Origin of the sequence: Runella sp. CRIBMP (assembly GCF_009905605.1) — a bacterium.
In the GTDB taxonomy this organism is placed as follows: domain Bacteria; phylum Bacteroidota; class Bacteroidia; order Cytophagales; family Spirosomataceae; genus Runella.
The window spans coordinates 489,582-515,190 of the sequence record NZ_JAAAKZ010000001.1; the positions used below are offsets into that span (position 1 = coordinate 489,582).

Here is a 25,609-nt window from a genome sequence, read left to right on the forward strand (position 1 = left end):
CATTTTTATTATGCATAAACTGATTTGGTGGGCTTTTACGCTGCGAGTGGCTTTGTGTGACTGTCATAATGAAAAAAAAAATGTTGGATTTGTCAATGGAAATAGCGTTTACGAAATGGTCAAAATCGGCCAGCTCCCTCTCGAACTTCGGGAAACGTCAGGCTTGGCATTGGGCCGAGAAGCTCGGACCTTTTGGACACATAACGACGGTGATAATCCTGCCGAACTCTATGAAGTGAACGACGAAGGGAAGGTGAAAACGGTGTTGAAATTGCCTCAATTTAAGAATACAGACTGGGAAGATTTGGCACAAGATACCAAAGGGAATCTCTACATCGCCGATTTGGGCAATAATGCCAACCAACGCAAAGACCTTGTCATCCACAAAATTAACCCCAATGAGTTGAATCAATATGAGGCCATCCGCGTGGCGTATGCTGACCAAAAAGCATTTCCACCGCCTTCGGTTGAGCAAAATTTTGATTGCGAGGCTACCGTTTGGTATCAAAATAAATTGTATTTGTTCTCTAAAAACCGCAGTACAACTAACCGCAACGTAAGAATGTACGCCGTGCCCGATAGCGCCGGCACGTACACGGTTGCACCCATCGACAGCGTGTACAGCAAGGCCATGGTGACGGCGGCTGATGTAAGTCCCGACGGAAAAACGCTGGTGCTACTAACCTACGGAAAACTCTTGTTTTTTGACGTGAGTCAAGGCATGAATTTCAGGAAGCCATTGTACTGCTTAAAGTTTGCCCAAGGACAAACCGAGGCCATTGTCTTTATTAACAACGAAGATTTTATCCTGACCAATGAGCAGAAAGGGGAGATGTTTTTAGGGAGTAAAAAAAGGCTTTGAAACGCATCCCGCAGCTTTAAGGGGCGGTTGGACAAGTTCCGATTTTTGCGCTGAAAACACTGCCCTGCGCGGCCGTAAATCCAGGTTTCAATTCAACAGAATTGCCAGCGGTGTAGGTGACGTTGATGGCATTTGCAATTGCATTGGTTGCGGTGATTGAGTTGCTTGCATTGAATGTATTATTGCTCGTTATCGGGTCGAAAGGGGTCAGTGTAATAGAAGAAGGGCAGTTTTGGGCTTTTATTTTATAAATGTTCCCATTCGAAAACGAAGCCGTATATAGTTCTCCCTGCCAATCTTCCCCAAAAGTAACGGGGCTGGAAAGGGTGACGGATTGCGCCGCATTTTGGTAGCCGCCGCTGGGGTTGCGGCGTAAAGCCCAAAAGTTTCCTGAAATATAATCGGTGTAAATATAGTGGCCGTACATGGCGGGGAATTGCTGGCCGCGATATACAAAACCGCCAATCACTGACCGTCCGGCTCCGCCATTGTTGGCGAAGCCCGCGTATTCGTGGAGGGGAAAAGTCATACTGATTGAATCTTCGCATACGGGTTGAAGATACCGATGGTTGCCTTCATAACACCGCCATCCGAAGTTAGCTCCACTTGGTGCGTCCTTGGCTAAAAAATCGATTTCCTCCCAGCCGTCCTGCCCATTGTCGCCAATCCATAAATCTCCGGTTGAGCGGTCGAAGCTCATCCGCCAAGGGTTTCGGAGTCCACGCGCCCAGATTTCGTCCCGAATGCCGTCATTGGGCATTTGGTAGGGATTAGAAGCTGGAATGGCGTAGGTGTTATTGTTAGCGTTGACGTCAATGCGCAGTACTTTGCCGAAAAGTTTGGACAGATTTTGAGCATTGTTGAGCGGGTCTCCGACCGTGCCTCTTCCTCCATCGGCATCATCTCCAGTGGAAATGTATAAATAACCATCTGCTCCAAAACAGATTGCTCCTCCACGGTGGCCTATATTCAGTATGTGTGGGATGGTAAGTAAACGCGTTTCGGTGGTATCGGCTAGATTAGCGTTGCCGATACTTTTTCGGAATTGTGAGAGTTGAACAACATTATCGGGTTTTCGAATGTAGAGTACATAAAAACGGCCGTTCTCAGCGTAGTTTGGATGAAAGGCAAAACTATTAATGCCCGCCCATTGTGTGTCCTCGACTTTGGAACTAATGTCTAAGAAAGGCGTCGATAGAATACTGTTGTTTTGAATGATTTTTATTTTTCCACCGATTTCAGAAACAAAAAGCCGGCTATCACCAGCCGATTGAATATCGGTCGGACGGGTTAATCCTGTTTGGTATATTTCTAGTGAAAGGATAGGGGGCTGTGCGTATATTTTTGTGAGAAAAAAAAAGGAGATAAAGTAAAATATGTACTTGTTTGGGGTGTTCATATTGAACATTCTGCTTTTATGGTCGACCTATTATTTGCCTGATATATAAAATTTTATAGCGTATTCAGGTTAAACAAGCGATAAAGATGCTAAAAAAAACACCCCCCTCAAAAATATTAAAGGGGGGTGTGTGAAAAAATGAATTAAAGGTATATAAAAAATGTCCTTTTATTGCTCAGGTAGGTGTGGAGGTAATTTTTGACTTTCATCTTTACCTTTCAAGTAATCTGGTAAATTGAGTCCAGCCATATTAAAAAGGTCATTCAGAGGTGGCACCGACTTCATCATTCCAGAGATAAAATTGGCCGTGGTAGAGCCGTCGGCGGTTCCGCCGGCGTTGTCCCAAACTGTTACTTTGTCAATTTTTATGTTTTTTACAGCTTCTACCTGAATCTTAACCAGCTCGGGTAATTTTTCGATCAACAGCAATTGGAACGCTTTTGAAGGATCGCCGCCGGCGGCTTTAACTACTTCTTTGTAGCCTTCTGCTTGTTTGGTCAAGATTTCATAAAGACCTTTTGCTTCGGCTTCCATTTTGGCGTAGATGGCATCGGCTTCCCCTTTGGCGCGTTCGCGGATACGCTCAGCTTCGGCCTGTGCTTCGATGATGGCGCGCTGTTTGGCTACTTCGGCTGGTACAATTGTATTAGCCAATTGTGACGAACGCTCGCGGTCAGCCCGGGCGGCTTCGGCTTTTTGCTCAGCCACGTATGATTCTTCCAATGCCTTGGCCTGTTGTACTTTTTCGGCGGCTCCGGCACGACGGTTGGCTTCTGCTTCGCGTTCGCGGCGCAAGGCTTCGGAGTTGGCAATGGTGATTTTAGCTTCGTTTTCTCCCTGAACGGCTATGGAGTTGGCTTCCGAGATTTTGATACGGGTGTCCTTTTCCGCTTCGGCTTTTCCGATTGCCTCGTCGCGCAGTGTAGCGGCAATCACCACCTCTTTGTCTTTTTTGGTTTGAGCAATCTGAATGTCGCGTTCGCGCTGGGCTTCGGCAATGCGCGTATCGCGGTCACGATCGGCAATGGCCTTTCCGATTTCCCCAACTTTTTCCTGCTCGGCTACGCTGATCTTGGCTTCATTGATGGCTTTAGCTGCCGCTTCCTTTCCGAGGGCCTCAATGTAACCCGATTCATCGCGCAGGTCAGTTACGTTGACGTTAATGAGTTTAAGACCGATTTTTTTCAATTCAGCTTCTACATTGTGGGTAATGTTGGTCAAAAACTTGTCGCGGTCGGAGTTGATCTCTTCGATGGTCATGGTAGCAATCACCAGACGCAATTGGCCGAACAAAATATCTTTGGCCAATTCCTGAATTTCCTGCATCGACAAACCCAACAGGCGCTCGGCGGCGTTGTTCATGCTATCAGATTCGGTTGAGATTGCGACCGTAAAACGACACGGTACATCAATCCGAATGTTCTGACGGCTCAGGGCGTTGGTCAGGTTGGCTTCGATGGAAATGGGCTTTAAATCTAGAAAAGAATAATCCTGAATCACGGGCCAGACAAACGCCCCGCCGCCGTGAATACAGCGCGCCGACGAGGTAGAGCCGTCTTTGTCGGTGCCCGTGCGGCCATAAATGACCAGAATTTTGTCGGAAGGACAGCGCTTATAACGCGTCAATAAAGCCGTAATGGTTGCAAAAATAACCACCGCAATCACGGCAATCGTAATCAATGGAGTCATGTGTTGTTTTGTGTTAAAAGTATAAGGAATTGATTTAAAGTATTTCGGTTACGACCAGTACACCATTGGGCAATATATCAACGACTTTTACGGAAGCCCCTGTCGGCAATACGCCTCCAGTGGTTACTGCATCAAGTTCGCGGAGGGTATGTTGAATGCTTATGTGTACTTTTCCGTGACCTTTTTGTTGGGCAGGAATGGTTAAGTATACCTGAGCTTCTTTCCCGAGTGCATTTTCGATACGCATGGTATTGTTTTGGTTCAACTTTCGTATCTGTTTAATAATAACAAAAAACAATCCGACTAGCCCCAGTCCCACGGCCATTGATACCATGACCAAAATGATTTTATTGGCAATGATTTCGTAAAAACCGACGCCTGTCCATCCCAATCCGAGCAGAAAATGAATAAGGTTGCGAAACGTAAACAGTTGAAACGGCCCGCTTGCGTGTGATAAATCTCCGTCAAAATCGGCATCCAAACCATCAGAGGCATCTCCACCCATGAAAGTGAGCACGGTCTGAATCAAAAATACCAGCGAGGCTGGGAGCGTAATGTACCAAAGCCCCTTCAGAAAAGGGTCGGCATTTTCTAAAAAATCCATGTGCAGCCTGCAAATGCAGTGGTTAAAAGTTTAGGTTATGTCGTAAAAAAATGACGCTACAAAGATAACGCCCTGCTTATGCCGCAGGAAGTGATTTTAGGGTACGGCCTTGGATTTAGAGGATGATGTCTTGTAGGAATCGGATGAGTGGTATCAGACAACAAACCACCTCAAATAATTTTCTAACCAAGCAGCTAAGAAGTAGGGAAGATTGAGGAGGCGATAGGGTTTGCCTTTACGGGTTTGAACGCGGTCGATGGAGATGTTTCCTGCATAAAAGCGCACTGCCAGATCGTGGGGGCAACGATCCATAAATTCGTGTAATGAACGTAGCGCACCACTTGCTCCTGACTTGATTTCTACAGGAATGAGCAGATTGCGGTAAGGGTAAACCAAGTCCACCTCCGAAGATGTTCCACCTTCTTCGCGTACCCAAAAGTGAAGCCCTGAATCGGGTAAGTAACGCAATGACTTGAGTTCTTGCACCACTACTTGTTGAATAAGTTTGCCGCGAGAGCTATCATTTAAGTCATTGATAACGAGTAGTTCGCGGTGTAGCCCCAACTGAAAATTAACCAATCCAACATCTAAATATTGGAGACGAGGGCTTTTTTTGAAATCGGGTAAAGCAGGTAACGAAACATTAGTGGTAGGGTATATCAGTTCTAATATTTTAGCTTTTTCTAAGGCATTAATTGCTTCTTTTACTTCTCGTGTTTTGAAAGATGAATTGCCAAAGTTGTTGAAAATAATGCGGTTGTCTATCTCAAACGGCGCGGTATCCATGACATGACGCAAGATTGTACGCTGCGTGAAGTTGGTGGCGTATTTTTCAATATCGGCTTTGTAAGCCTCAATGATAGAGGCATACAAACTGATGATTCGGCTTAGATTTTTATCTTGAAGATAGCTGTAAGTGATGTTGGGCATGCCACCGATCATCACGTATTCGTGAAAAATTGGGTAAACTACGGCAAGTAATTGATTGTCAAGCGGAACATGGTTGAGCGCATTTAGTAGTGCTTGATTTCCTATCCCACTGAGGTATTCTTGAAAGTTGATTGGATGTAATTCCGCAAATTCCACCCTGCCTACGGGCATACGGGCGATTTGTTCCATCGCAAATTCCAACAACGAACCTGTTACGATAATGTAGAGGTGAGGATAATCTTCATAGAAAAATCGCAATGCCTCCAATACTTTGGGAGATTCTTGCACTTCATCAATGAAAATCAGCGTTTTTTTGTCTTTGTTCTTGATTTCTCCCTTTGCTAAAAATAGCAATTGTATCGTCGTAGCAAGGTTTTCAACGGTATTGAAAAGTTGGCGGTCAGCGGCCCGTTCTAAATTAAAATAGAGGTATTGGTCAAATGATTTTCCGAACTGTGTCACCAAGGTAGTTTTTCCTACTTGCCTGGCCCCGCGCAAAATCAATGGCTTCCGAGAGGGTGAATTTTTCCACTCATACAAGAAAGTCTCTAATTGCCTCTTTATCATGTTTTTGTTAGATTTAATAGGCAAATTTAAAGCTTTTTTGTTCGATTTAATAGGTAAGTTTGGATATTTTTTGTTTGATTTAATAGGAAAAATGCTTTTTGATCGTGGCTGGGGGAGGGGTGAGTTATGGCAATTGAGAGTTTTGTTTTTACCGCAAAAAAACAAACCCCCACCCTCATTCATCCGAATAAGAGCAGGGGTGTTAGGATATTGATAATAAAGGGAGTCGTTACACGATTCCCTGTGCCTTCGCCAAAGCCGCATCAAGCCCGCTCGCGTCGGAGCCGCCAGCGGTGGCAAAGAAAGGCTGTCCGCCGCCGCCGCCTTTGACTTCTTTGGCGAGGTCTTTGACGATGTTGCCTGCGTGTTTGCCCTGTGCTACCAAATCTTCCGAAAGCATCACCGCTAATTGAGGCTTGCCGTTGAGTACAGTTCCCAATACAATGAAACAGGTACCGAGTGACTCTTTCAGTTGGTACGTCAGCGATTTGAGCGCATCTGCGTTGGCTACGTCTACCCGCGCAATGATGACAGAAATTTCACCTTTAGTTTCTACCTGAGCCAATAAACCTTGTTTGGTTTGTTGCAACTTTTCGTTTTCAAGGGCTTCAATGCGTTTGAGCAACGTGGCCTTCTCCGAAAGCAGGTTTTCTACGGCTTTCACCACGTCTTTTTGGCCCTTGAACAACTCTTCCAATTGGCTGATAACTTCTGCCTGACGGCTGATGATTTCCAGTGCTTTTTCGCCCGTTACGGCTTCCACGCGGCGTACGCCCGCCGATACGGAGCCTTCGGAGGTGAACTTGAAAAGCGCAATCTCGCCCGTTGAAGGCACGTGCGTACCCCCACAAAGCTCAACTGAAAACTGCGGGTCAAACTCCACTACGCGGACAAAATCGCCGTATTTTTCACCAAATGTGGCCGTTGCCCCTTTCTTGATGGCCTCATCAATCGGCACATTGACGTAGGTTTTTTGGGCAATGTTGGCGCGAATCTTGGCGTTTACGATGTCTTCTACCTGCTTCAATTCCTCGTCGGTTACTTTGGCGAAGTGTGAGAAGTCAAAACGCGTTACTTCGTCGTTTTGATACGAACCTTTTTGCACAATGTGCGTGCCTAACACCTTCCGCAAACCTGCCAGCATCAAGTGCGTAGCCGTGTGATTACGCATGATGTTCTGACGGCGGTGGGCATCTACAGAAGCGAGGAGCGGAGAGTGAGTATTCAGAATTTCATCCAGATTTTTGTCGCGGGAAATGTGAACAAACAAATCATTTTCTTTCTTGGTATCAACGATATTAATGATTCGTACTTCGTCATTCGTAACTCGTAATTCTCCCGAATCTCCTACTTGTCCCCCCATTTCGGCATAAAACGGCGTGCGGTCGAGCACGATGTGGTATTCTTCGCCCGCTTTGGTTTTTACTTTTCGGTATTTCACGATTTGGGCGTTTGCTTCGAGGGTATCATAACCCACAAACTCAAAATCGCCACCTTCGCTTACTTCTACCCAGTCGGTAGCTTCTTTGGCGGCGTCCTGACGGCTGCGGTTTTTTTGTTCGGCCAATGCTTTTTCGTAGCCAGCCTCGTCGATTTTGTAGCCTTTTTCTTTGGCTAACAAAGCCGTTAAATCTACTGGAAAACCAAACGTGTCGGATAATTCAAAAACCGTTTCCCCGTTGATGATCCCCCCCGTGGGTGTTTGCGCGCTGATGAGTTCAAAGCGTTTGATACCTGCTTCCAACGTACGCAAAAAGCTCTTTTCTTCTTCATTTACCACGCGGGTTACGAAGTCTTCCTGTGCTTTGAGTTCGGGGAAAACATCCTTAAACTGCTCGGCCAGTACTGGTACCAACTGACTCATAAACGGCTCGGTGAAGCCCAAATACGAGTACCCATAGCGAATAGCCCGGCGCAGAATGCGACGAATGACATAGCCCGCTTTGGCGTTGGATGGTAACTGCCCGTCGGCAATGGCGAAGCTCACCGCACGCAGGTGGTCAGCAATGACGCGCATGGCAATGTCGGTATAATCAGTCGTGTTGAGTGTGCCGTTTACCCCGTATTTTTTACCGCACATTTTCTCAATGACCTGAATGGTGTTTTGGAAAATATCGGTGTCGTAGTTTGATTTTTTGCCCTGAATGGCCATGCAAAGGCGCTCAAAGCCCATGCCCGTATCGACGTGCTTGGAAGGTAACGAAATCAATGAGCCGTCGGCTTTGCGCTCAAACTGCATAAATACGTTGTTCCAAATTTCCACCACTTGCGGGTGGTCGGCGTTGACGAGCTCTTTGCCCGACTTGGCATCTACGTCGGCTTGGTCGCGGAGGTCGATGTGGATTTCTGAGCAAGGGCCGCAGGGACCAGTATCGCCCATTTCCCAGAAATTGTCTTTTTTGTTGCCCAAAATGATGCGGTCTTCGCCCACCATTTCTTTCCAAATATCCCAGGCTTCTTGGTCAAAAGGAACGCCGTCTTTTTCATCGCCTTTGAAAACCGACACGTAAATGCGCTCTTTGGGCAGTTTATACACTTCCGTGAGCAATTCCCACGACCACGCAAGGGCTTCTTTTTTGAAATAATCGCCAAACGACCAGTTGCCCAACATTTCAAACATGGTATGGTGATAGGTATCAAAACCTACGTCTTCGAGGTCGTTGTGCTTACCGCTCACGCGCAGACATTTTTGGGTATCGGCAATGCGCTTGCTTGGCGGCGTGCCGTTGCCCAAAAAGAAATCTTTGAACTGCGCCATGCCCGAGTTGTTGAACATGAGCGTGGGGTCATTTTTGGCCACAAGCGGTGCCGAGGGCACAATGAGGTGGCCTTTACTCTTAAAAAAGTCTAAAAACGCTTGGCGGATTTCGTGAGAAGTCATCTTCGGTTCACAGTTTACAGTCAACAGTTTACAGTTCACGGTTTACAGCTCATAGATCGCAGTGTTTAAACTGTCAGTAGATTATGATTTGACTACCTGAATTGGGGGGCAAAATTAGAGAAAAATGCCGTAGCTTTCTGATTTGACTTTGATTAACTTGCGTAGAAGACGCGCAATAACGTACGATAGAAGACTATGAACGCTTGGTGCGCACAAAAACCGGATTGTAGACCCTTGTAATGAAGTGGTTTTGGTGTATGTATTTGAAAAGGAAGATACCGGCTGTTTCTTCGGTTGAAGATCATAACTTTGTTCGTTCGAGTGTGTTAGCAGGGTTTGAAACTCACCTATAAGAAATTTTTGCGGAGGGGTAAAAAGGTACGGTTAAAATATTGCTACTTTGGCTATTTGTGCCCTACAAACCACTTGTGGGGCATTTGTGAAAAGTATTAAAATCCATACCCATGCTCCCGAAAGACGACCTCTATTTTACCCTTTTTGGCTGTGCCTTGAATGAATTCTAAAGCAAGAATAAGACCTGCTTGAGTTCCCTCTTCTACTTCTTTAACTTTGATTGAGTCTGTATGAACAGTGTAAAATCTACTAGTAAGACTATCTATTTGAGATATATTAATAGGTCTTTTGCGTGCTTTAAATTCTGTAGTATCAGAACAAAGTCCCTTGCCCATAACCCCCAAGCTCCCATCCATGTATCCTTTTACGTTTATATCCACAATACTATCTTCCCGCTTAATTTTGTAAAAGAAATATTGGGTTTTAGTCATATCGCTGAAAACATACGTCTCAATTATATCTTTCCGCTCGCATCCTACCAGTACCAACAAAATGCCGATAAAAACTCTTTTAATTGTCATTTCTTGTTTGGTACTTAATGCCCCACAAACCACTCCATAAGTGACCTGTGGGGCATTTATTAAACGTCTTAAAACCCGTAACCATGCTCGCGAAACACGACCTCTATTTTGCCTTTCTTTGCTGTACCGGGAACAAGCATTACAGCAAGTGTAATACCTGATGAAGTACCTTCTTCAACCCTTTTAATATTGATTGAATCTGAGTGAAGGGCAAAATTTTGTTTGTATAGGCTATCGAATGGGGGTGCCACGCTAATAGCTATTTGGCTTGCTTTGAATTCTGTAGTATCACCACAAATAGTTTTGCCAAACCCTAAGCTTCCATCCATATATCCTTTTACATTTATATCCACCACACTATCCTCTCGTTGAATTTTGTAAAAAAAGTATCTTACTTTAGACATATCGGTGAAATTATATGCCTCTATGATATCTTTTCGCTCGCATCCTGATTGTATCAAAAAGAGCAAAATAAATATAAGTGCTTTAGTTATGGTCATTACAGAAATTGGTTGCAGAATTAGTAGAAATTAATTGTTCTAACGGGATTGGGTTTATTCCTATTCTTCGACGTCTTCCAAGCCCTTGTTGTATAGCCTCCAAAACTTTCTGACGTAATGTTGATCCACTACATCCGCAGGTTTCGGCCACTTTTTTAGTTAGATTTCAAAGCCACAAAGAAGCATACTTTTTGTTTGAAAACATAGCGTAAAAATACTCATTTCAATAAAAGTTTTGCACACAGGATTGTGTCAAAACAGTACAGTTTCAAAAGTTTGTTTTAATGATTTTGATATAAAACAAATCGTTATATATTTGCTTAAAACTTATCCTAAGTGCTATGAAAATAATTCTTACTTCTATTTTAGTGTTGGGATTTTCGGTAGCGTGGGCGCAAAAACTGGAGCTGAGAATTCCTTCACCTTCAAAGCCGTTGAAAATCAAAAAGATTTATCCGCCGCTTTATCCTCCCGTTTCGTATCGTTTTTCGCAAGATTCGAGCATGGCTTATGCCAACATCGACAACATGCCAATTTTATTGGCGCAATCTCCCGAAAACATGCCGAACGCCGATATCAAAATGCTACAAGACAGCGGAAGTGTGTATCGGATGCCTAATCCTTTAGGTAGAGGGGAGAGAAAATTTCCTAAGAAGCCTTAGCCTGACATACTTACATGAAAAAATCATCTTCTTTGATTGGGGGAGGAGTGTTTGCGTTAATTGGGCTGATTATGGCAGCCGTGAGCTGGAATTTCTACAAAAGTGATAAAGCTTTTATGAACAAATCTCTCTCGGCAATGGGGACCGTGGTTCGGTGGGATTATGTGAGGTCAACGCGCGGCGAAACTACGTTTTATCCCGTTATTGCTTTTGAGACAGCAGAAGGCCAAAAAATAGAGTTTCGCAATGGCGTCGGAAGTACCCGCCGCAACGGCAGCTACCAAGAAGGGGAGCGTGTGAAGATTCGCTACGAAACACAAAACCCCGCCAATGCTAAAATCGCGGGGTTTTGGGAACTATGGGGATTGACCGTCATCTTAGGCGGATTTGGGCTGGTTTTTATCGGAGCAGGATTGAAAATTGCTCTTAGTTAAAGCAAACAACTATTCATACACAAATTCGCCAAATTCACTCTTTACCGTTACTTTTTTGCCTTCATGGGCTTCTACATGGCCAATGATTTGGGCTTCTATCCCGAACGATTGAGCGATTTCAATCACGCGTTGCGCGTGGGCTTCCGAAAGGTATACTTCTAATCGGTGGCCCATGTTGAAGACTTTGTACATTTCCTGCCAACTCGTTCCGCTTTCGGCCTGAATCAGTTTGAAAAGCGGCGGAATAGGGAATAAGTTATCTTTGATAACGTGCAGATTGTCAATAAAATGCAGGACTTTGGTTTGAGCGCCGCCGCTGCAATGAACCATGCCATGAATCTGCGGGCGGAGTTCGTCTAGCAGTGTTTTGGCAAAAGGAGCGTAGGTGCGGGTAGGAGAAAGAATCAGCTGCCCTACGTTGACGGGCGTACTGGGAACGGCATCCGTGAGTCGTTTGGAGCCGCTGTAAACCAATGCACTGTGTACTTCTGGATCGAAACTTTCAGGATATTTGGGGGCAAGATAACTGTCCAACACGTCGTGGCGGGCGGAGGTAAGTCCGTTGCTGCCCATGCCGCCGTTGTAGGTGGTTTCGTAAGAAGCCTGCCCAAAAGAAGCCAAGCCCACAATCACGTCTCCTGCCTGAATGTTGTCGTTGGAAATTACATCTGCGCGTTTCATGCGGGCAATCACGGTGCTATTGACCGTAATCGTTCGTACCAAATCGCCTACGTCGGCGGTTTCGCCACCAGTGCTGTAGATCTCTACGCCGTGGCTGCGGAGCATCTCCAGAACTTCTTCGGTACCGTTGATGATTTCGGCAATCACGTCGCCTGGAATTTTATTTTTGTTGCGGTCAATACTCGACGAAATCAGCATCGGGCCAGTAGCCCCCACGCAAATGAGGTCGTCGGTATTCATCACGATAGAATCCTGCGCAATGCCGCGCCACACCGACAAATCGCCCGTTTCTTTCCAGTACAGATACGCTAATGAGGTTTTGGTACCCGCACCGTCGGCGTGCATGATGGTACAATAATCAGGGTCGCCAGCGAGGGTGTCGGGCACAATTTTGCAAAATGCTTTCGGAAAAAGCCCTTTGTCGAGGTTGGCAATGGCGCGGTGTACATCTTCTTTGGAAGCCGATACGCCGCGTTGGAGGTAACGTTCAGTCATGGAGTTAAACACAATATGAGGCGCAAAGTTATCAAATTTGCACCTCATATTCTAACGTCGGCGAGGTTCCAAACCTCACCGACGTTCCCTAAGCCTAGCCCATGTTGCCTCGCCGACGTTGATTAGCTTATTTTCGGGAGTTGCCAGCCGTTATTGTAATGGGCTTTAATGAGGGCATTTGCTTCCGCGTCGTTTTTGAAAGAACCCGCTGCTGCATCCCAATATACTTTACGGCCTGTTTTGTAGGCAATATTGCCCATGTGGGCGTTGATAGCCGCAATACTACCCGTTTCGATGCCGCATTTCAGGATTTTAGGATTGTTGTCTTTAATGGCTTGTACAAAGTTTTTGGTGTGGTCATTGAGGTATTCACCATTGCGAGCCTGATCAGGAATATCTTCGATTTTATAGATTTTGATACCGTTTTTAGTTTGGGTTTCGGGATGCAACGACCAGCCGCCCCGGTGAAGTACGAGTGTGCCGTTATTTCCGATGAATGCAATCCCTTCGGTAAGACCATAATTGCCGCCGTCGATGCCAGTGGCGTGTTCCCACAGCATGTTAAAACCTTCGTATTCATACACCGTTTGCAGGGTGTCAGGGGTTTCGGAGGCATCGTCTGGATAGGCTAGTTTTCCGCCTGAAGCCATTACGGATTTAGGGGCTTTGGCGTTCATGGCGTAGAGTGCAATGTCGATTTCATGCACGCCCCAGTCGGTCATTAAACCTCCGGCGTAGTCCCAAAACCAACGGAAATTGAAATGAAAACGATTGGGGTTAAACGGGCGTTTTTTGGCGGGGCCGAGCCACATATCGTAGTCTACGCCCGCAGGGACGGGGCCGTCGGGTTTTATGGAAACGGGTTCCATCCAACCCTGATAGGCCCATACTTTCACCAACCGAATATTGCCCAATTTGCCCGAGCGCACGTATTCGATGGCTTTTTCGTAGTGCGAGCCGCTGCGTTGCCACTGCCCGATTTGGACAATTTTGTTGGCTCGTTTGGCCGCCGCTAACATAATGTTACATTCTTCGATGGAATTGGCCAGTGGTTTTTCGCAATAAACGTGCTTGCCCGCCGCCAGTGAATCGGTCATGGCTAGGCAATGCCAATGGTCGGGTGTGCCGATAATAACCGCGTCAATGTCTTTATTTTCGAGCATTTTGCGGTAATCCTTGTACAATTGGGGACGTTTACCCTGTGCCTTTTCTACGTCGGCGGCGCGTTGATCCAATACACTTTGGTCAACGTCGCAGAGGGCTACGCATTCCACGTCGCTGAGTTGAAGGTGCGAGCGCAAATCGGACCAGCCCATGCCCTTGCAGCCTATAACACCAAGTTGTACTTTTTCATTGGCCGACACGCGCTTGCGTTGGCTGGCCAAAATCTCCAAAGGAACAAATGAAAAAAGGCCAGTACCCGCCAATGCGGAGGCCGAACGGATGAAATCTCTGCGCGAGGTTTGCATAGGTTTAGTGCGTTTTTTCTATGCAAAAGGAGGGAAGAGGGTTTATCTAATGTTGTTCTATTCACGCAGAGCCGCCAAGGAGCAAAGTCGCAGTGTAGGAGCACATTGATTCTCTGCACCTTTGGGTCTCTGCGTGATTCTATTTCTTCATCTCCCCGATATGGTATTCCTGAATCAAAGGTGGATTTTCGGGCGTGAGGGTAAACGAGACCCACAGATTGGCTTTTTGGCCTTCCAGAATATACTGTCCGCGCAGTTGATTTTCAGGGACAATTTCTTTTACGCTGGTGATTTTACCTGCCTTCTCAAACAACGTTGCGGCTTCTTTTTTCAACGCTTCCAAGGAATAATCGGCAAAGAAATTTTCGGCAAATAGCCCGCTCGTCTCGGCATTTTTCCAGTCGGGGAGGAGTTGGGTCAATTCTTTTTGGCGCTTTTTAAGGATGTCAGAAGCGGGCAATTGGCGTGGTTGTAACTTGGCACTCACGATGAGCGTGTCCAAAACCCTCAGGTTGATTGGGACGGTTGAGGCATACGTAAGGTTGGAAAAAGCAATAACCCCAATGCCGTACTGAGGTAAAATGCGCCAGTTGCTGCCAAAGCCCGGCAGGCCGCCGCTGTGGCCCACGTACTCGCGGCCTTCACAGTCGCGCATCCAATTCAGGCCGTAGCAATAGGCCGATACCGTTGCGCAGGGGCGTCCGCTTGGGTATTTGTAGCTGGGGGCAAAACCGCTAATATTCCAAGGTTGGTGCATTTCGCGGATAGAACTACGTTTGAGTGGGCCATTGTCAGCATCGTCTTTGGGGGGCCAAGCTGCCAAGTGGAAAGCAGTATATTTGCTAAAGTCTTCGATGGAGGTAATCAATCCGCCCATCGCGCCGTAAGCACCATCGTGAAGAAGCGGTTCTTCTACCCACTGCCCGTCGCGCCAACGGTAGCCGTGGGCGAGTTTGTCGGCGGGTATTTCGGTGTACTCCCACTTGGTGTGGGTCATGCCGAGGGGTTTTAAGATGTTTTCGTTGATAAACTGCTGATAGGTTTTGCCAGATACTTTTTGAATGATGTATCCCAAGAGGGTGATACCCAGATTGCTGTACTCATACGCCACACCGGGCGCATTAGAAAATGCCACCTGACTTTGCATTAGTTTCAACAACTCTTCATTGGTATCGGCCAGCTGCCGGTCGCCCCAAGGATTGTCTTCTGGAAAACCCGCTGCGTGGGTTAGCAAATGCCGAATGGTGATGGCGGGTGCGTCGGTGGTGAGCAGTTTGGTATTTTTCATTTCAGGAATGTACTTGTCGGCCCGGTCGTCGAGGTTGAGTTTGCCGGCGTCGCGCAGTTGCAAAATAGCCATCGTGGTAAAACTCTTACTCATGGACGCAATCCGGAAGAGTGATTGGGTCGTGGTCGTCGTTTTTTTGCTCAGATCGGTATAACCCAAGCTACCCGTATGAATGAGTTTTCCATCGACCACCACGCCGTAAGTAAATCCGGGGAAATGGTTTTTTTCGGCGTATTCTTTGTAAATTTTGTCGATGGTAGGCAGCACCGCCTCAATCTTTTTCATCCGTTCGGGGTCGGTAAATACGGGTGGTTTGTAAGATTGGGCGCGGAGGAGTGAGGTACTGAAAAACAGCAGCGTAAAAAGTCGTAAAAAAGAAGGTTTCATAGTCGGTGAAGGAAGTGTTTGGTGATGGGCTATTTTAAAACTTGATAAACAAACAAAAGTAACCAGAATGGAAGTAAAAGCCGCTTTTCCTTCGGAAATGATTCTTTTAACCATGCCGAAAATCGTCTAATTTACGTGTATCTTTATGTTCGTTAAACAGAAAAAACAAAATGGGGTCGTACGTACTTTTGGTTACTTTTTGGCTTGCTTACGGCGTACTTCACAGCGTATTGGCCAATAACGTTGTCAAACGTTTTTTTGAACAAAAAATGGGGGCAGGTTATCGTTTCTATCGGCTGATATACAATGGGTTGGCGTTTGTACTTTTGGCCGCAGTTCTGTTCTATCAATTTACGCTTCCTGCTCAGTCTTTATGGGCGTTTGACTGGCGGATAGATTTACTAGGTAATTTTCTAAAATACGGTGGGTTGCTGATTGTAATGATTGCCATTTCGGGGTATAATTTCAAAGAGTTTTCGGGTTTGACATTTTCTCCAAACGATTCAAAACCAGGTTCGGGGACGCTCAAAACCAATGGGATGCTGCACTACGTGCGGCATCCCATTTATACAGGTACGATTCTGTTTATCTGGGGGCTGTTTTTGTCGGATTCTTTGGTGCGCACACTACTGATGGCGGCCTGCGTAACGGTTTATACACTGATTGGTATTTATTTTGAAGAGCAGAAACTGGTGGTCGAATTTGGAGAGGCGTATCGGGTTTACCGTCGTACAGTACCAATGTTGTTTCCAAAGGTTTTTCATAAGAAAGCGGCCCCGTAATGACACGGGGCCGCTTTCTTATGAAATGAAATGTTGGTCTAAAATCAGAAAGTGCTGACATTCAAACGACCGCCAGTCACACACTTCCCTGCAAGGGATGGAGTAGGTGTTGCCGAGTTTAAAATGGCACTTTTGATTTGTGCCGCACTAGCCCCAGGGTTCAAGGAGGCATACAAAGCAGCCGCACCCGCTACGTGTGGGGTAGCCATGGATGTTCCGCTGTAGCTGGCATAGCCTGATGTTACACTTCTTTTTGAGCCCACTGGAACGGTAGAAGTAATGGCTGAGCCAGGTGCACCGATGTCTACTAGAGTGGCTCCATAGCTAGAGAAACTTGACAGCCCACCCGCCGAGGTAATGGAAGCTACCGCAATGATATTGCTGTTGGGGTAATTTGACGGATAGTTGGCAACGGCATCATTGTTGCTGGAGCTATTACCTGCGGCGCAGATGAAGAGCACCCCAGCGGTGTTTGCGCGCTCAATGGCATCCTGCAATGCCTGAGAGAAGCCTCCTCCGCCCCACGAGTTGTTGGTAGCAACGATGTTTAGTCCTTTGACTTTAAGGCCAGTAAAATAATCAACGGCTTTGATGGCGTTGGCGGTAGTGCCTCCACGACTACCTAAAAACTTAGCCCCCAGAAGTTTTACATTCCATACTACCCCTGCCACGCCTTTGCCGTTGCCGCCTACACCGCCGATGGTTCCAGCTACGTGTGTGCCGTGGTCATCGCCTGCGCCGTCAAATACGGAGCTGTTGTTGCCGTCAAAATCCCATCCGTATACATCATCTCTTAGGCCGTTGCCATCGTCATCAATACCATTTCCTGCAATTTCATACGGATTAACGCCCGCATTGGCGGCCAAATCCTCGTGGGTGTACATGTAACCTTCGTCAATGATGCCGATATACACCGCTGATGAGCCCGTTTTGTTTGCAGCCCATGCAGTGGAGGCTTGGCTTCCGAATTGGTTGGCATTTGACATTCCCCAAAGAGTGCCGTTGGTGAAATAGGGGTCGTTTGAAGTGGCGTTGTGGGTGTAAATGTAATTGGGCTCGGCATATTCAATTTCACCGAACTCTTTGGTCTTGGAAAGTGCCTCAAACGCGGCCATTGGAATCTCAACAAGGGTAATCCCCTCGTCGTCGCCCGCTCTTTCCATCATTTTTGTTAAGATTTTCTCTTTTAATTTTGCCCCAAGTTGTTCTAAAATTTCAGCTTTTTTTGAAGAACTAACTCCATTTTTGAACTTAATGAGCAGTTCATTGGGTACTGTATTGGCAGCGGCTTCCCTTGCAGAGCTGTGCGGATTGCCAGAGGTGGTGCTTTCTGTTAAAATGTCGTTTTGCTGACATGCGACAAAAGCAATCGAAAAGGCGGCCGCGAGTGATAAGTTAGAATACACTTTTTTCATGGTACTCGTTTTTTGGTTTAAAAGTTTAGGTTAATGATAATGGCATTTATACCAGCGGTTAAGGTAAATAAAAATAATGATAATTGATATTGAGTGACCTTCAAAAATTTTTTAACTCCAAATTTATTTTCTTGAAAGAATATGTCTGCTAAAACTAAAGTTGCCCTCATCACGGGAGGGACCAAAGGCATCGGTTACGGAATCGCCGAAATGCTCATCAAAGACGGTATGCGAGTGGCCATTACGGGGCGCAGCGAGGATACATTACGGGAGGCTATTCAGCAGTTGAATCAGCTTAAAGAAGGCCATGCGTTGGGGGTCGTGGCCGATGTACGTGATTTTGAATCACAGCAAAGTGCTGTTAATCAGGTGATTGAACAATGGGGCGCGCTGGATGTTTTGGTGGCCAATGCGGGTGTTGGGCATTTTGCGCCCATTGAGTCCTTGACGATAGAGCAGTGGCAGGAAACGATTGACATCAATCTCACGGGCGTGTTTTACAGCGTTAAAGCCGCTTTGCCTGCCCTAAAAAACGCTAAAGGTTACCTTATTACCATTGCGAGTCTGGCAGGTACAAACTTCTTTGCCAACGGCGCTGCCTACAATGCCAGCAAATTTGGGCTGGTTGGTTTTACACAAGCGGTCATGCTTGACGTGCGAAACGACGGCATTAAAGTGACAACTATTATGCCTGGTTCGGTGGCTACAAATTTCAATAATCATGAGCCTTCTGAAAAGGATGCCTGGAAAATCCAGCCCGAAGACATCGGTCAGATGGTGGTTGATTTGCTCAAAATGAATCCGCGCACGTTACCGAGTAAAATTGAGGTGCGGCCCACGATGCCTAAGTAGTTTTTGGGTGCTTGATTATTTATTAAGCCCGCATTTGAGGAAAAAATTCCCCAAATGCGGGCGTTTTAGCGCTTATTGGAGTAAGTATGACTTTTGTGATAGAAACATCAATCACCATCATTATTTTACCACTATGAAAAAAGTAATTTTTGTTTTGTCCATGTTCGTGACTTGCTTTAGTAGCGAAGTTATTGCGCAAAAAAATGTTTCTTTCGGTCCGCTGGTCGGCGTTAATTTTTCGAAGTTAACGGGCAACCAACCATATTCTGATTGGAAAACAGGCTCTACGGCTGGTATTTTTATCAATTACAGCGGCGAAAGCAGATTTGGTGTAAATGGACAAGTGCTGTACTCAAGAATGGGAGGCGAGTCTCCTAATGGCGCCTCTAAAGGCCACTTGGATTATCTCCAAATTCCTATCATGGGAACCTATTACCTCAATGGCCGGGGCAATAAATTTCGTCCTAAAGTAATGTTGGGGCCCTACATCGGTTTTCTGCTGAAAGCCGTCAATGAAAATGACGTGTCTATTAATCCTGAAGGCGCAACTCGCCCCTACAAAGGGGTAGATGGGGGCGCTGCCATGGGCGCAGGATTTAACTACGCGATTGGCCGCATGGTGTGGCTGAATGCGGATGTAAGATATAACCTCGGCTTGACGCAAGTGATGAACACCGTCAGCGATGTACATAATCGGTCGTGGGGTATCAACGTGGGATTAAGTTTTCCTTTGGGCGAATATAGCCCAAGCACAGGAACCCTGCGTTAGAGATACTAATGAATTGAGTGGTCCATCCACAAATGGGTTAGTTTTCCACATAGATTGTGGAAAACTAACCCATTTGTGGATTTTTTGGCTTTAATCTTCTTTTTTGGCGACAATATCCTTTTTGTCCAACGATTGGGTCAACTTAACCAAACGTACAAACTCCGCGCGATACCCTTCTGGGTCTTTGGCTAACGCATTTTGTGCGGTTTGAATCACCTGCTCATAGGTAGCGCTGCCCTTAAATTCAGATTTTCGTAGCAATAATCCCCATTCGGCCACGGCCGCTGCAAAACGGAAGTTGTCAGAAGTACGCATAAATGGCGTGTGTGTATCACGAACCGGAACTTCAAACAAACGGCTGGTTTCGCTGTCGGGTTGTTTGTAGCGTAGTTTTATCGTCAAAATTTCATCCGAAGCAGAGGTAGTCTCGATTGGTTTTTGGTATTTTAAGTCATCGACTTTGGCCAAATAGGCACTTTCTACGCCCGCAGGGATGATTTCGTAAAGGGCCGTTACGGTATGGCCGCTGCCCATTTCACCCGCATCTTTTTTGTCATCGTGAAATTCCTCGTTTTTGAGCATTCGGTTTTCGTAACCAATCAGTCGGTAGCCTTTGACAAATTTTGGGTTAAACTCCAACTGTAGTTTTACATCTTTAGCGACGGTAAAGAGTGTTCCGCCAAATTCGTGCACAAACACTTTTTGAGCTTCCTGCAAGTTGTCGATGTAAGCGTAGTTGCCGTTGCCTTTGTCGGCCAGTGTTTCCATTTTATTGTCTTTGTAATTGCCCATCCCAAAGCCCAATACGCTGAGATATACGCCACTTTTGCGTTTTTCTTCCACCATTTGCTGCAATTCTCCTTCGCTCGAAACACCCACGTTAAAATCACCGTCGCTTGCCAAAATCACGCGGTTGTTGCCACCTTTGATAAAATTTTCCTGCGCAATTTTGTAGGCCAGTTTGATGCCTTCGCCACCCGCCGTGGAGCCGCCTGCGCTGAGTTTGTCGAGGGCATCTTTGATGGTGGCCGTTTGATTGCCTGCTGTGGAGGGTAAGACCACTCCTGCCGCACCCGCATATACCACAATGGCTACGCGGTCGTTGGGGCGAAGTTGGTCAACGAGTAGTTTGAAGGCTTCTTTCACCAATGGTAATTTGTTGACCCAGTTCATCGAACCCGACACGTCCACCAAAAATACGAGATTAGACGCGGGCAGATTGTCGGTCGCAATGGTTTTGGCTTGTAGTCCAATGTGTACCAATTTTAATCCTTTGTTCCAGGGAGAGTCCGAAATCTCGGTGTGGATGGCTACGGGATGTTCGCCTTTGGGTTGGGGATAATTGTAGTCAAAATAGTTAATCAGTTCTTCGATACGGACAACATCCCTTTGGGGAAATTGCCCCAAATTAAGCATTCGGCGCACATTGCTGTAAGCCGCCCGGTCTACATCAATAGAAAAAGTAGTTAAGGGATTTTTTTTTGCATCGTGAAAAACATTCTCGTTCAATGCCTTGTATTCTTCCGTGTTGAATTGGCCGTCGTGCATCAGGCTGGGCATTGCCGCGGGCTGTACCGCAAATGTTTGCATTTTAGCATTAGGTGCGGCTCTGCCAGTCACGACTGCTACTTCGTGAAGTGGTTGATTATCTATTTTCAAAGCCACATTTATCACCAAATCAGCCCCGATTTTTCGTTCCACACCTTGGTAACCAATCAATGCAAATAGGAGTTTGTCCCCTGTTTTGGCACTGATGGCATACCTGCCTTGGGAGTCGGTGATGGTGCCCGTTTTGGTGTTTTTGATAAAAACAGTCACTCCCGAAAGTGGTACTTTGGTGCCCGCTTCCGAAACGATTCCCGTCACCGTGACAGGTGTAGACTGGGCGCAGGCGTAAAGCGCCAATACGCTAAAAATCAGGCAAAAGAATTTTGTTTTCATGGTTGTAATTTTTAGTTTCAACCATTAGATGCAGGGATATTAAAGATTCCATAAAAGTTTTTAAAATTTTTTTATGGAAAAAACGTAAGTCCTGCATCAAAGAGCAAAAGCAGGTTTCAGTGGAAGGCAGGCGCCATTTTTTCACTCCTGACTTTTACCTTTTTTGCGGGGCCGTTCATACGGTTTATTATTTTTCAGTTTATCATTTTTCGGTTCAAAACATCTCTTATCTCTTGTTTCTAAAAATATTTCGTCGCAAAACCGCACTCACCGATGTAGAATACCTGTCGGACTACCGCCGTACGGGCGATTTGACGGGGCTAGGAGAGCTGTATGAGCGGCACATGGACATGGTTTTTGCGGTGTGTTTTCGGTATTTGCGGGATGAAGACGAAGCCAAAGACGCTGTAATGCAGGTGTTTGAACAATTGATGACGGATCTGAAAACCCACGAAGTTCAAAACTTCAAAAGCTGGTTGCACAGCGTGGCGCGCAATTATTGCTTGATGCAGCTCCGCCAAAAACGGGTAATGGTGGGAGATGAGGGGATTTTTGAGCGGGAAGCGTACGAAAATTTCGTAAGCGAACCGCCCGAAAAAGAAGATTGGCGAATAGAGGCTCAATTGTCTGATTTGAGCGATTGCCTGCAAACCCTCGCGCAAGAGCAGCGCCGCAGCGTAGAATTGTTTTATTTCCAACAGTTATGTTATCAACAGATTGCCGAGCAAACGGGTTTTGCAATCACCAAAGTCAAAAGTTATCTCCAAAATGGTAAGCGAAATTTGAAACTGTGCATGGAGGGCAAACAGCATGACTAAACCTAAAAAATACATCGAACCATCAATTGAGCAACTGCGCCGTTATGTGGCGGGGGAGTTGTCGCCTGCTGAGCAACATCAAATTGAGAAAGCGGCGTTGGAAAACGAGCGGATGGATGATATAATTGAAGGATTACGGGCGCTAAAAAAAGCTAATGTTGAGGATAAAAAAGCCTTAGAGAAGCTACGCGCGAGACTTCACCAACGCGTACAAAAACGGCAACAGCCGTGGCTACCGTACTATTATGCTTCAGCGGCGGCGGTGGTTTTAGTGGTTGGGTTGGGTTGGTGGATGGCCCAGAAGGCAGAGATGCCTGCCAAGGCTTCGACTGCCATTGCGCTACCACAACCCCCACCCGTCCTCAAACCTGAATCAGCGCCTGCGGTGGTAGAAAATCAACCGTCCTCGATTGCTTCTGCGGCCCAAGCAGAGCGTTTTGGCCGCAAACCTGCGTCCACGCCTAAAAAGGAGGCTATAACAGAAATTACGGCGGTACTCAAACCGACGCCACCTTCGGAAGAAAAGGCAAATGATGTGCCTGCACTGGAGGCAGCTCCTGCGGCCATACAAATGTTGGATTCGGGGCAAAATGTGGCCGTAAGTACAAAAACACCCTTGGCTCCTACGTCGGTATTAGCCAAAAGAAGTGCATTTAGTGCGGTCAGAAATGAGGAGGTTTTTAACGTTCGTGGTAAGGTGCTGACCGCTAACCTGCAAGCGTTGCCGGGCGTAGCGCTACAGCTTAAAAACCAGTTGAGGGGCGTGAGTACTGATGCTGGAGGCAATTTTACTTTGCCAAATGTACGCCGAGGCGACCAAATCACGGTCTTATCGGTAGGGTTTGAGAAAATACAGCTTACCGTCAGCGATTCCATCATTGCCCCTATTGTGTTGAAAGAAGATGAGCGAGCGTTGAGTGAAGTGGTGGCACCCGCCCAGTCAAGAAATGCTAAAATAATGAACAGGGAAGCTAGTCCAAAAAATGGTTGGGAAAAGTATAAAAACTACCTTCAGAATTCATCCGAAGCCTATATCCTCCAAAATCCTCAGGCACCAAGAGGGCAGGTTAGGCTTTCTTTTGTGGTAACCGATTCGGGAGAGTTAGTTGATTTTAAGGCCATTAACAAGTCAGAATCACCGCTTTTTGAAGAAGCAGTACGCATCATCAAAAGCGGTGATTATTGGGAGCCTGGTTTGCGAAACGGGCAATTAGTGGCCGATAAAGTATCGGTATCGGTTGATTTTAAGTAAAAACAAGTAGAAACACCTACCAAAAGATAGTACAAACACCCTAAAAAAAAAGGAAATAAGTATCGAATTTTGTGTTTCAAAAACCGTTACTTTACAAAAAGTACCGCAAACCCATATCTATTTTATCTACTCTAGTATGAACAGACTCCTTACGTTGATTTTCGGGGCGACCCTGACGGTAGCCACTACTTCGGGCAGCATGTATGCGCAAACGACTACTCCGACCAAACCCGCTGAACCTCAGCCAACTCAGAGTATGCAGGAAATGTATGATAAGCTACACGGAAATACAAACAAGAAACCCGCCACTCAGCCTACTAAGTCAAAAACAACTACGCCTCCTAAATCGACGACTAAACCTCAAACCGCCCAAAAATCAGCTCCTGCACCAGCCCCCAAAGCTGCGGCTCCTGCCGAAGAAGGCGGATTTAAGTTTAAGGTGGGTTTACGGGGTGGAGCGAACTACTGCAATTTCTCGATTCCTTCGTCACAAACAAGTTCTGGCGTAACCCTTGACCCAATCATCGGCTACCACGGAGGCCTTATTTTGAGTTTTGGCGGGAAAGTATTTTCGGTCCAGCCTGAAATTTTATACTCTCAGGTGGGGGTAAAATCGACCACTAGACAAGGCGGAGTTACTTTGTCGGGAGAGAATAAAATCAATACCGTGACCGTGCCTGTATTGCTCAAGTTTGCGTTGGGAGGTGAATCATTTAAGTTTTTTATCAACGGTGGAGGTTATGGAAGCTACTCGTTAAACGGAAAGGCAAAAATCATGCTCAACCAACAAACGACCACAACAGACATTAAATTTGAGAAAGGTGACCCCCGGATTGAGTACGGAGCGGTAGGAGGTGCTGGAATATCGCTTGGTTTAGGTAAAGCTCAACTGTTAATCGAAGGCCGTTATTACTACGGATTAGGAAATGATGATGGCGATTTAGATGCCAATGAAAAAAGCTTTGTGCGTAACATTCAAGGCTCTATCGGGATTTTGATTCCGATTGGAGGAAAATAAAGCCTTCCTGAGAGGGTTGTTAAGTGCCTGATGCTTCGGTATCAGGCATTTTTTTGTTTCTAATATTGCCCCGTCCGGATAAACGCCTCCAGCGCATTGAGGTGATTGGTAAACGCCAGACGGCCTTCAGATGTGGCACCGTAAGTAGTATTGGGCTTTCTGCCCACAAATTGTTTCCGAACAAGCAAGTACCCCTGCTCTTCAAGCGCGCGCAGATGAGTGGCAAGGTTGCCGTCGGTGAGGTTGAGCAACTCTTTGAGTGCATTAAAACTCAACGATTCATTGACCATTAATACCGACATAATTCCCAGCCGCGCTTTACTCTCAAAGGCTTTATTGAAATGTTCGAGCATTCGTGATTAGTTAATAATTGTTTGTAAAAGAGTGACTTATGAATGAGAAGTTCCTCTTTCGTACTTAAAATACATCAATGTGCCGTAAACAATGTGTAATACTCCGAATCCAAAAGCCCAGACCAAAAGATTATACCCGGTCAAAAATAAAGAAATCAAGCCTAAGATTACTTCCAAGATACCTAAATATTCGAGGTCGCGAACGGTGTATTTGCTGGCGTTGAGTAGAGCCAAGCCATAAAAAATAAGCGTAGCTGGAAAGCTTACCCACAGCATGTTTCGGTAAAACATAGCCAAACAAAAAATTCCACCCGTAACCAACGGAATTAATAAGCTGACCAACATGCGTTTAGAAACAGGATTCCAAACACTCTGACCTGATTTTTTGGCTTTACGAATCGTGAAAAAACAACCCAGCAGAATGGCCACGACCAGCACAATGGAGCCGTCTATCAAGATAAATTCAATCATGTCTCGTCGGGTTAGAACGGTCATTTGCTCGCTGCTTTCGTAATTGAAGGCGTCTGTTTTTAGCCTCAAATAAGCAACCGAAGCTCCGATAAGTGCCGTAATGCCTGCAAAAATCCCTGACAACCCACTGAGAGAAAGGAATTTAGACGACCGATGCATTAAGTCTCGGATTTCTGAAAGAGCCTGAATCGAATCTTGTTGAGAATTCATGATAG

The 25,609-nt window shown here is 46.1% G+C and carries 23 protein-coding genes; 9 read left to right on the plus strand and 14 right to left on the minus strand.

The annotated features are described in order from the left end of the window. Positions 1–10: 10 nt before the first annotated feature. Positions 11–862 carry a hypothetical protein gene (locus GVN20_RS02035; RefSeq protein ID WP_166556728.1) on the plus strand — a complete coding sequence of 284 codons (852 nt, stop codon included), beginning with the start codon at positions 11–13 and terminating at the stop codon, positions 860–862. 16 nt (positions 863–878) lie between these two features. Here the strand turns inward: GVN20_RS02035 and GVN20_RS02040 are convergent, their stop codons facing one another. From GVN20_RS02040 to GVN20_RS02070, 7 genes are all read right to left on the minus strand, one after another. Further along, positions 879–2,261 carry a sorbosone dehydrogenase family protein gene (locus GVN20_RS02040; RefSeq protein WP_166556729.1) on the minus strand — a complete coding sequence of 461 codons (1,383 nt, stop codon included), beginning with the start codon at positions 2,259–2,261 and terminating at the stop codon, positions 879–881. A gap of 168 nt (positions 2,262–2,429) precedes the next feature. Continuing rightward, entirely contained in the window at positions 2,430–3,950 is a 1,521-nt protein-coding gene (locus GVN20_RS02045) for a flotillin family protein (RefSeq protein WP_166556730.1), read from the minus strand. A 34-nt stretch (positions 3,951–3,984) separates the two neighbouring features. Continuing rightward, positions 3,985–4,554, minus strand: a complete 570-nt coding sequence (locus GVN20_RS02050) for a serine protease (RefSeq protein ID WP_166556731.1) — start codon at positions 4,552–4,554, stop codon at positions 3,985–3,987. A 153-nt stretch (positions 4,555–4,707) separates the two neighbouring features. Further along, positions 4,708–6,051, minus strand: a complete 1,344-nt coding sequence (locus tag GVN20_RS02055) for an ATP-binding protein (protein WP_166556732.1) — start codon at positions 6,049–6,051, stop codon at positions 4,708–4,710. A gap of 229 nt (positions 6,052–6,280) precedes the next feature. Next, the gene (gene alaS, locus GVN20_RS02060; RefSeq protein ID WP_166556733.1) at positions 6,281–8,932 is read right to left on the minus strand and encodes an alanine--tRNA ligase; all 2,652 of its coding nucleotides are present in this window, start codon (positions 8,930–8,932) and stop codon (positions 6,281–6,283) included. A gap of 449 nt (positions 8,933–9,381) precedes the next feature. Further along, the gene (locus tag GVN20_RS02065; protein WP_166556734.1) at positions 9,382–9,807 is read right to left on the minus strand and encodes a hypothetical protein; all 426 of its coding nucleotides are present in this window, start codon (positions 9,805–9,807) and stop codon (positions 9,382–9,384) included. A 68-nt stretch (positions 9,808–9,875) separates the two neighbouring features. After that, positions 9,876–10,307 carry a hypothetical protein gene (locus GVN20_RS02070; protein WP_166556735.1) on the minus strand — a complete coding sequence of 144 codons (432 nt, stop codon included), beginning with the start codon at positions 10,305–10,307 and terminating at the stop codon, positions 9,876–9,878. Positions 10,308–10,648: 341 nt separating this feature from the next. On the opposite strand from GVN20_RS02070, the gene GVN20_RS02075 reads away from it, so the two are divergent. Together GVN20_RS02075 and GVN20_RS02080 are read left to right on the plus strand one after the other, a co-directional pair. Continuing rightward, a complete protein-coding gene (locus tag GVN20_RS02075; protein WP_166556736.1) occupies positions 10,649–10,969 on the plus strand; it encodes a hypothetical protein in 321 nt (106 codons plus the stop codon). A gap of 14 nt (positions 10,970–10,983) precedes the next feature. Then, entirely contained in the window at positions 10,984–11,403 is a 420-nt protein-coding gene (locus GVN20_RS02080) for a DUF3592 domain-containing protein (RefSeq protein WP_166556737.1), read from the plus strand. Between the two features lie 9 nt (positions 11,404–11,412). On the opposite strand, the gene GVN20_RS02085 is transcribed toward GVN20_RS02080, so the two are convergent. The 3 genes from GVN20_RS02085 to GVN20_RS02095 form a co-directional block, all read right to left on the minus strand. Continuing rightward, the gene (locus GVN20_RS02085; protein WP_166556738.1) at positions 11,413–12,579 is read right to left on the minus strand and encodes an AIR synthase-related protein; all 1,167 of its coding nucleotides are present in this window, start codon (positions 12,577–12,579) and stop codon (positions 11,413–11,415) included. A 122-nt stretch (positions 12,580–12,701) separates the two neighbouring features. After that, positions 12,702–14,048, minus strand: a complete 1,347-nt coding sequence (locus GVN20_RS02090; RefSeq protein WP_166556739.1) for a Gfo/Idh/MocA family protein — start codon at positions 14,046–14,048, stop codon at positions 12,702–12,704. A 139-nt stretch (positions 14,049–14,187) separates the two neighbouring features. Next, on the minus strand, positions 14,188–15,723 hold the full coding sequence (locus GVN20_RS02095) for a serine hydrolase (RefSeq protein WP_166556740.1): 1,536 nt from the start codon (positions 15,721–15,723) through the stop codon (positions 14,188–14,190). Positions 15,724–15,893: 170 nt separating this feature from the next. On the opposite strand from GVN20_RS02095, the gene GVN20_RS02100 reads away from it, so the two are divergent. Next, positions 15,894–16,505, plus strand: coding sequence for an isoprenylcysteine carboxylmethyltransferase family protein (locus GVN20_RS02100; protein WP_166556741.1), 612 nt, complete (start codon positions 15,894–15,896; stop codon positions 16,503–16,505). A gap of 44 nt (positions 16,506–16,549) precedes the next feature. Here the strand turns inward: GVN20_RS02100 and GVN20_RS02105 are convergent, their stop codons facing one another. Then, positions 16,550–17,920, minus strand: a complete 1,371-nt coding sequence (locus GVN20_RS02105) for a S8 family peptidase (RefSeq protein WP_166556742.1) — start codon at positions 17,918–17,920, stop codon at positions 16,550–16,552. A gap of 141 nt (positions 17,921–18,061) precedes the next feature. On the opposite strand from GVN20_RS02105, the gene GVN20_RS02110 reads away from it, so the two are divergent. Further along, positions 18,062–18,772 carry an SDR family oxidoreductase gene (locus GVN20_RS02110; RefSeq protein WP_166556743.1) on the plus strand — a complete coding sequence of 237 codons (711 nt, stop codon included), beginning with the start codon at positions 18,062–18,064 and terminating at the stop codon, positions 18,770–18,772. A gap of 133 nt (positions 18,773–18,905) precedes the next feature. Next, positions 18,906–19,541 carry a porin family protein gene (locus GVN20_RS02115; protein ID WP_166556744.1) on the plus strand — a complete coding sequence of 212 codons (636 nt, stop codon included), beginning with the start codon at positions 18,906–18,908 and terminating at the stop codon, positions 19,539–19,541. Between the two features lie 90 nt (positions 19,542–19,631). Here the strand turns inward: GVN20_RS02115 and GVN20_RS02120 are convergent, their stop codons facing one another. Next, complete coding sequence (locus GVN20_RS02120) at positions 19,632–21,482, minus strand: VWA domain-containing protein (RefSeq protein ID WP_166556745.1); 1,851 nt, start codon at positions 21,480–21,482, stop codon at positions 19,632–19,634. 233 nt (positions 21,483–21,715) lie between these two features. Between GVN20_RS02120 and GVN20_RS02125 the strand changes: the two genes are divergently transcribed. The 3 genes from GVN20_RS02125 (at position 21,716) to GVN20_RS02135 (ending at position 24,570) form a co-directional block, all read left to right on the plus strand. Beyond that, the gene (locus GVN20_RS02125; RefSeq protein WP_166556746.1) at positions 21,716–22,300 is read left to right on the plus strand and encodes an RNA polymerase sigma factor; all 585 of its coding nucleotides are present in this window, start codon (positions 21,716–21,718) and stop codon (positions 22,298–22,300) included. After that, positions 22,293–23,552, plus strand: a complete 1,260-nt coding sequence (locus GVN20_RS02130; protein ID WP_166556747.1) for a carboxypeptidase-like regulatory domain-containing protein — start codon at positions 22,293–22,295, stop codon at positions 23,550–23,552. Before GVN20_RS02125 ends, GVN20_RS02130 begins: the two co-directional genes overlap by 8 nt. Positions 23,553–23,688: 136 nt before the next feature. Further along, positions 23,689–24,570, plus strand: a complete 882-nt coding sequence (locus tag GVN20_RS02135; RefSeq protein ID WP_166556748.1) for a porin family protein — start codon at positions 23,689–23,691, stop codon at positions 24,568–24,570. A gap of 59 nt (positions 24,571–24,629) precedes the next feature. Here the strand turns inward: GVN20_RS02135 and GVN20_RS02140 are convergent, their stop codons facing one another. Both GVN20_RS02140 and GVN20_RS02145 read right to left on the minus strand, forming a co-directional pair. Then, the gene (locus GVN20_RS02140) at positions 24,630–24,923 is read right to left on the minus strand and encodes a transcriptional regulator (RefSeq protein WP_114461851.1); all 294 of its coding nucleotides are present in this window, start codon (positions 24,921–24,923) and stop codon (positions 24,630–24,632) included. A gap of 36 nt (positions 24,924–24,959) precedes the next feature. Then, positions 24,960–25,604 (minus strand): hypothetical protein, encoded by a 645-nt coding sequence (locus GVN20_RS02145; protein WP_166556749.1) that lies wholly within the window; start codon positions 25,602–25,604, stop codon positions 24,960–24,962. Positions 25,605–25,609: the final 5 nt, after the last annotated feature.

Coding starts and splice junctions, on each gene's coding strand:
- GVN20_RS02075 (WP_166556736.1), top strand. CDS start 10,649: ATGAAAATAATTCTTACTTCTATTTTAGTGTTGGGATTTTCGGTAGCG.
- GVN20_RS02145 (WP_166556749.1), bottom strand. CDS start 25,604: ATGAATTCTCAACAAGATTCGATTCAGGCTCTTTCAGAAATCCGAGAC.
- GVN20_RS02120 (WP_166556745.1), bottom strand. CDS start 21,482: ATGAAAACAAAATTCTTTTGCCTGATTTTTAGCGTATTGGCGCTTTAC.
- GVN20_RS02110 (WP_166556743.1), top strand. CDS start 18,062: ATGTCTGCTAAAACTAAAGTTGCCCTCATCACGGGAGGGACCAAAGGC.
- GVN20_RS02105 (WP_166556742.1), bottom strand. CDS start 17,920: ATGAAAAAAGTGTATTCTAACTTATCACTCGCGGCCGCCTTTTCGATT.
- GVN20_RS02095 (WP_166556740.1), bottom strand. CDS start 15,723: ATGAAACCTTCTTTTTTACGACTTTTTACGCTGCTGTTTTTCAGTACC.
- GVN20_RS02140 (WP_114461851.1), bottom strand. CDS start 24,923: ATGCTCGAACATTTCAATAAAGCCTTTGAGAGTAAAGCGCGGCTGGGA.
- GVN20_RS02050 (WP_166556731.1), bottom strand. CDS start 4,554: ATGGATTTTTTAGAAAATGCCGACCCTTTTCTGAAGGGGCTTTGGTAC.
- GVN20_RS02035 (WP_166556728.1), top strand. CDS start 11: ATGCATAAACTGATTTGGTGGGCTTTTACGCTGCGAGTGGCTTTGTGT.
- GVN20_RS02070 (WP_166556735.1), bottom strand. CDS start 10,307: ATGACCATAACTAAAGCACTTATATTTATTTTGCTCTTTTTGATACAA.
- GVN20_RS02100 (WP_166556741.1), top strand. CDS start 15,894: ATGGGGTCGTACGTACTTTTGGTTACTTTTTGGCTTGCTTACGGCGTA.
- GVN20_RS02135 (WP_166556748.1), top strand. CDS start 23,689: ATGAACAGACTCCTTACGTTGATTTTCGGGGCGACCCTGACGGTAGCC.
- GVN20_RS02130 (WP_166556747.1), top strand. CDS start 22,293: ATGACTAAACCTAAAAAATACATCGAACCATCAATTGAGCAACTGCGC.
- GVN20_RS02090 (WP_166556739.1), bottom strand. CDS start 14,048: ATGCAAACCTCGCGCAGAGATTTCATCCGTTCGGCCTCCGCATTGGCG.
- GVN20_RS02065 (WP_166556734.1), bottom strand. CDS start 9,807: ATGACAATTAAAAGAGTTTTTATCGGCATTTTGTTGGTACTGGTAGGA.
- alaS (WP_166556733.1), bottom strand. CDS start 8,932: ATGACTTCTCACGAAATCCGCCAAGCGTTTTTAGACTTTTTTAAGAGT.
- GVN20_RS02115 (WP_166556744.1), top strand. CDS start 18,906: ATGAAAAAAGTAATTTTTGTTTTGTCCATGTTCGTGACTTGCTTTAGT.
- GVN20_RS02080 (WP_166556737.1), top strand. CDS start 10,984: ATGAAAAAATCATCTTCTTTGATTGGGGGAGGAGTGTTTGCGTTAATT.
- GVN20_RS02055 (WP_166556732.1), bottom strand. CDS start 6,051: ATGATAAAGAGGCAATTAGAGACTTTCTTGTATGAGTGGAAAAATTCA.
- GVN20_RS02085 (WP_166556738.1), bottom strand. CDS start 12,579: ATGACTGAACGTTACCTCCAACGCGGCGTATCGGCTTCCAAAGAAGAT.
- GVN20_RS02040 (WP_166556729.1), bottom strand. CDS start 2,261: ATGAACACCCCAAACAAGTACATATTTTACTTTATCTCCTTTTTTTTT.
- GVN20_RS02045 (WP_166556730.1), bottom strand. CDS start 3,950: ATGACTCCATTGATTACGATTGCCGTGATTGCGGTGGTTATTTTTGCA.